Source organism: Comamonas sp. 14P8.1.4 (assembly GCF_057799285.1).
Map to the genome: position 1 here is coordinate 1 of NZ_JBYOKN010000023.1, position 5,454 is coordinate 5,454.

At 50.6% G+C, this 5,454-nt stretch carries 2 tRNA genes and 3 rRNA genes; all 5 read left to right on the forward strand.

What is annotated here, in order from left to right:
• Nucleotides 1–154 precede the first annotated feature (154 nt).
• The 5 genes from AC27VO_RS16410 to rrf all read left to right on the forward strand — a co-directional run bounded on the left by AC27VO_RS16410 (nucleotide 155) and on the right by rrf (nucleotide 5,445).
• A 16S ribosomal RNA gene (locus AC27VO_RS16410) occupies nucleotides 155–1,687 on the forward strand.
• 87 nt (nucleotides 1,688–1,774) lie between these two features.
• Nucleotides 1,775–1,851 (forward strand) — tRNA-Ile (locus AC27VO_RS16415).
• A 25-nt stretch (nucleotides 1,852–1,876) separates the two neighbouring features.
• Nucleotides 1,877–1,952, forward strand: a tRNA-Ala gene (locus AC27VO_RS16420).
• 381 nt (nucleotides 1,953–2,333) lie between these two features.
• A 23S ribosomal RNA gene (locus AC27VO_RS16425) occupies nucleotides 2,334–5,211 on the forward strand.
• A 121-nt stretch (nucleotides 5,212–5,332) separates the two neighbouring features.
• Nucleotides 5,333–5,445 (forward strand): 5S ribosomal RNA (rrf, locus tag AC27VO_RS16430).
• The 16S, 23S and 5S rRNA genes sit together here with 2 tRNA genes alongside, the layout of an rRNA operon.
• The last annotated feature ends 9 nt before the right edge of the window (nucleotides 5,446–5,454 follow it).

Here is a 5,454-nt window from a genome sequence, read left to right on the forward strand (position 1 = left end):
TATTCTTTAACAAGATACAGCCGATAAGCGTGGGCGTTTGAAGGCGAATTGCCAAGTTCTTTGGAACTAAATCAAACGCTCATGGAAATAGAAGTGAAGTTCACTTCAATTCCGTTTTTATGAGTAATAGTCGCAAGACTTTAAATTCAAGATCGAACTGTAGAGTTTGATCCTGGCTCAGATTGAACGCTGGCGGCATGCCTTACACATGCAAGTCGAACGGTAACAGGTCTTCGGATGCTGACGAGTGGCGAACGGGTGAGTAATACATCGGAACGTGCCTAGTAGTGGGGGATAACTACTCGAAAGAGTAGCTAATACCGCATGAGATCTACGGATGAAAGCAGGGGATCGCAAGACCTTGTGCTACTAGAGCGGCTGATGGCAGATTAGGTAGTTGGTGGGATAAAAGCTTACCAAGCCGACGATCTGTAGCTGGTCTGAGAGGACGATCAGCCACACTGGGACTGAGACACGGCCCAGACTCCTACGGGAGGCAGCAGTGGGGAATTTTGGACAATGGGCGAAAGCCTGATCCAGCAATGCCGCGTGCAGGATGAAGGCCTTCGGGTTGTAAACTGCTTTTGTACGGAACGAAAAGCTTCGGGCTAATACCCTGGAGTCATGACGGTACCGTAAGAATAAGCACCGGCTAACTACGTGCCAGCAGCCGCGGTAATACGTAGGGTGCAAGCGTTAATCGGAATTACTGGGCGTAAAGCGTGCGCAGGCGGTTTTGTAAGACAGAGGTGAAATCCCCGGGCTCAACCTGGGAACTGCCTTTGTGACTGCAAGGCTAGAGTACGGCAGAGGGGGGTGGAATTCCGCGTGTAGCAGTGAAATGCGTAGATATGCGGAGGAACACCGATGGCGAAGGCAACCCCCTGGGCCTGTACTGACGCTCATGCACGAAAGCGTGGGGAGCAAACAGGATTAGATACCCTGGTAGTCCACGCCCTAAACGATGTCAACTGGTTGTTGGGTCTTAACTGACTCAGTAACGAAGCTAACGCGTGAAGTTGACCGCCTGGGGAGTACGGCCGCAAGGTTGAAACTCAAAGGAATTGACGGGGACCCGCACAAGCGGTGGATGATGTGGTTTAATTCGATGCAACGCGAAAAACCTTACCCACCTTTGACATGTACGGAAGTCGCTAGAGATAGCTTCGTGCTCGAAAGAGAGCCGTAACACAGGTGCTGCATGGCTGTCGTCAGCTCGTGTCGTGAGATGTTGGGTTAAGTCCCGCAACGAGCGCAACCCTTGCCATTAGTTGCTACATTTAGTTGAGCACTCTAATGGGACTGCCGGTGACAAACCGGAGGAAGGTGGGGATGACGTCAAGTCCTCATGGCCCTTATAGGTGGGGCTACACACGTCATACAATGGCTGGTACAAAGGGTTGCCAACCCGCGAGGGGGAGCTAATCCCATAAAGCCAGTCGTAGTCCGGATCGCAGTCTGCAACTCGACTGCGTGAAGTCGGAATCGCTAGTAATCGTGGATCAGAATGTCACGGTGAATACGTTCCCGGGTCTTGTACACACCGCCCGTCACACCATGGGAGCGGGTCTCGCCAGAAGTAGGTAGCCTAACCGCAAGGAGGGCGCTTACCACGGCGGGGTTCGTGACTGGGGTGAAGTCGTAACAAGGTAGCCGTATCGGAAGGTGCGGCTGGATCACCTCCTTTCTGGAAAATGAAGCAGTTCAAGTTTGAACGCCCACACTTATCGGTTGTTGGATGGCAACTGTTGGAGCCGTAAGGTTTCGATGGATTGGGTCTGTAGCTCAGCTGGTTAGAGCACTGTGTTGATAACGCAGGGGTCGTTGGTTCGAGCCCAACTAGACCCACCAAACTTCCAATGCGAAAAACCCGATTGGGGGATTAGCTCAGCTGGGAGAGCACCTGCTTTGCAAGCAGGGGGTCGTCGGTTCGATCCCGTCATCCTCCACCAAATACAAGAGATGGAAATAAATTGATAGCATCAAACGGTGCTACAATCGTAGGCTCACCTCAATACAAAAGCAGTCTTGCAAAGACTGCTTTTGTATTGATCGATCCGATCAATAGGCTGTTCTTTAAAAATTCATAGAGTCGAAATCAGTATTGCTGATGGAAAGCACTTTTTGTGCACCGTGCCATCAGCAATTATTTGATTGCGTCAACACGAATTCAACAAATTGAATTCTTGTAATGACGAATATTCTCTAAGCTGCGTTGAAAGACGCAGTAGCAAAGATATTCACATTACGGCATAACGCGTGAGGTGTGAGACCTCACAAGTCTTTGAACTCCAAATATGGCGATGTTTCGATAAGAGACGTCAAAGTTATAGGGTCAAGTGACTAAGAGCATATGGTGGATGCCTTGGCGATTACAGGCGATGAAAGACGTGATAGCCTGCGATAAGCTTCGGGGAGCTGGCAAATAAGCTTTGATCCGGAGATTTCTGAATGGGGAAACCCACCCGCAAGGGTATCGTTAGCTGAATACATAGGCTAACGAAGCGAACCTGGAGAACTGAAACATCTAAGTACCCAGAGGAAAAGACATCAACCGAGATTCCGATAGTAGTGGCGAGCGAATTCGGAAGAGCCTTCTAGTGATAGTCGATGAGTTAACAAAATGGCCTGGAAAGGTCAACCATAGTGGGTGATAGTCCCGTATGTGAAAGCTCATCGGTGGTACTAGGCTAGAGACAAGTAGGGCGGGACACGAGAAATCCTGTCTGAATATGGGGGGACCATCCTCCAAGGCTAAATACTCGTAATCGACCGATAGTGAACCAGTACCGTGAGGGAAAGGCGAAAAGAACCCCGGGAGGGGAGTGAAATAGATCCTGAAACCGTATGCTTACAAAAAGTAGGAGCCTCGTAAGGGGTGACTGCGTACCTTTTGTATAATGGGTCAGCGACTTACATTCAGTGGCAAGCTTAACCGAGTAGGGAAGGCGTAGAGAAATCGAGTCCGAATAGGGCGTCCAGTCGCTGGGTGTAGACCCGAAACCAAGTGATCTAACCATGGCCAGGATGAAGGTGCCGTAACAGGTACTGGAGGTCCGAACCGACTGATGTTGCAAAATCAGCGGATGAGCTGTGGTTAGGGGTGAAAGGCTAAACAAACTTGGAAATAGCTGGTTCTCTCCGAAAACTATTTAGGTAGTGCCTCAAGTATTACCTGCGGGGGTAGAGCACTGTTTTGGCTAGGGGGTCATGGCGACTTACCAAACCAAGGCAAACTCCGAATACCGCAGAGTACAGCTTGGGAGACAGAGCACCGGGTGCTAACGTCCGGACTCAAGAGGGAAACAACCCAGACCGCCAGCTAAGGTCCCTAAAATTGGCTAAGTGGGAAACGAAGTGGGAAGGCTAAAACAGTCAGGATGTTGGCTTAGAAGCAGCCATCATTTAAAGAAAGCGTAATAGCTCACTGATCGAGTCGTCCTGCGCGGAAGATGTAACGGGGCTAAGCCAGTTACCGAAGCTGCGGATGTGCAATTTATTGCACGTGGTAGGAGAGCGTTCTGTAAGCCTGTGAAGGTGTCTGGTAACGGATGCTGGAGGTATCAGAAGTGCGAATGCTGACATGAGTAGCGTTAAAGGGGGTGAAAAGCCCCCTCGCCGTAAGCGCAAGGTTTCCTACGCAACGTTCATCGGCGTAGGGTGAGTCGGCCCCTAAGGCGAGGCAGAGATGCGTAGCTGATGGGAAACAGGTCAATATTCCTGTACCGATCAATAGTGCGATGTGGGGACGGAGAAGGTTAGCTCAGCCAACTGTTGGATATGTTGGTTCAAGCCTGTAGTCGTGCCCGGTAGGCAAATCCGCCGGGCTTAGATGAGGGGTGATAACGAGTGTGCTTGCACACGAAGTGAGTGATACCCTGCTTCCAGGAAAAGCCACTAAGCTTCAGCTATTGACGACCGTACCGCAAACCGACACTGGTGCGCGAGATGAGTATTCTAAGGCGCTTGAGAGAACTCTGGAGAAGGAACTCGGCAAATTGATACCGTAACTTCGGGAGAAGGTATGCCCTCGGTATGTGAAGTTGAACAAACGGAGCAGAAAAGGGTTGCAAAAAATCGGTGGCTGCAACTGTTTAATAAAAACACAGCACTCTGCAAACACGAAAGTGGACGTATAGGGTGTGACGCCTGCCCGGTGCTGGAAGATTAAATGATGGGGTGCAAGCTCTTGATTGAAGTCCCAGTAAACGGCGGCCGTAACTATAACGGTCCTAAGGTAGCGAAATTCCTTGTCGGGTAAGTTCCGACCTGCACGAATGGCGTAATGATGGCCACACTGTCTCCTCCAGAGACTCAGCGAAGTTGAAATGTTTGTGATGATGCAATCTCCCCGCGGAAAGACGGAAAGACCCCATGAACCTTTACTGTAGCTTTGTATTGGACTTTGAACGGATCTGTGTAGGATAGGTGGGAGGCTTTGAAGTGTGGTCGCTAGATCACATGGAGCCGACGTTGAAATACCACCCTGGTGCGTTTGAGGTTCTAACCTAGGTCCCTTATCGGGATCGGGGACAGTGCATGGTAGGCAGTTTGACTGGGGCGGTCTCCTCCCAAAGCGTAACGGAGGAGTTCGAAGGTACGCTAGTTACGGTCGGACATCGTGACGATAGTGCAATGGCATAAGCGTGCTTAACTGCGAGACTGACAAGTCGAGCAGATGCGAAAGCAGGACATAGTGATCCGGTGGTTCTGTATGGAAGGGCCATCGCTCAACGGATAAAAGGTACTCTGGGGATAACAGGCTGATACCGCCCAAGAGTTCATATCGACGGCGGTGTTTGGCACCTCGATGTCGGCTCATCTCATCCTGGGGCTGTAGTCGGTCCCAAGGGTATGGCTGTTCGCCATTTAAAGAGGTACGTGAGCTGGGTTTAAAACGTCGTGAGACAGTTTTGTCCCTATCTTCCGTGGGCGCTGCAGATTTGAGGAAGCCTGCTCCTAGTACGAGAGGACCGGAGTGGACACACCTCTGGTGTACCTGTTGTCACGCCAGTGGCATCGCAGGGTAGCTACGTGTGGAAGAGATAACCGCTGAAAGCATCTAAGCGGGAAACTCGTTTCAAGATTAGATCTGCCGGGGCCTTGAGCCCCCTGAAGGGTCGTTGTAGACCACGACGTTGATAGGCTGGGTGTGGAAGCGCAGTAATGCGTTAAGCTAACCAGTACTAATTGCCCGTGAGGCTTGACCCTATAACTTTGATACTGCTATATGCGGTTCAGACTAGTTATGCCAGTTGTGCGCAATCGAATAAATCTGATTTTGTCTCTATGAATTTGATGAGCAGCTAGCGCTGCTCATCCACAAGTTATGCCTAGTGACCATAGCAAGTTGGTACCACTCCTTCCCATCCCGAACAGGACAGTGAAACGACTTTGCGCCGATGATAGTGCGGGTTCCCGTGTGAAAGTAGGTCATCGCTAGGCTCTTACAGC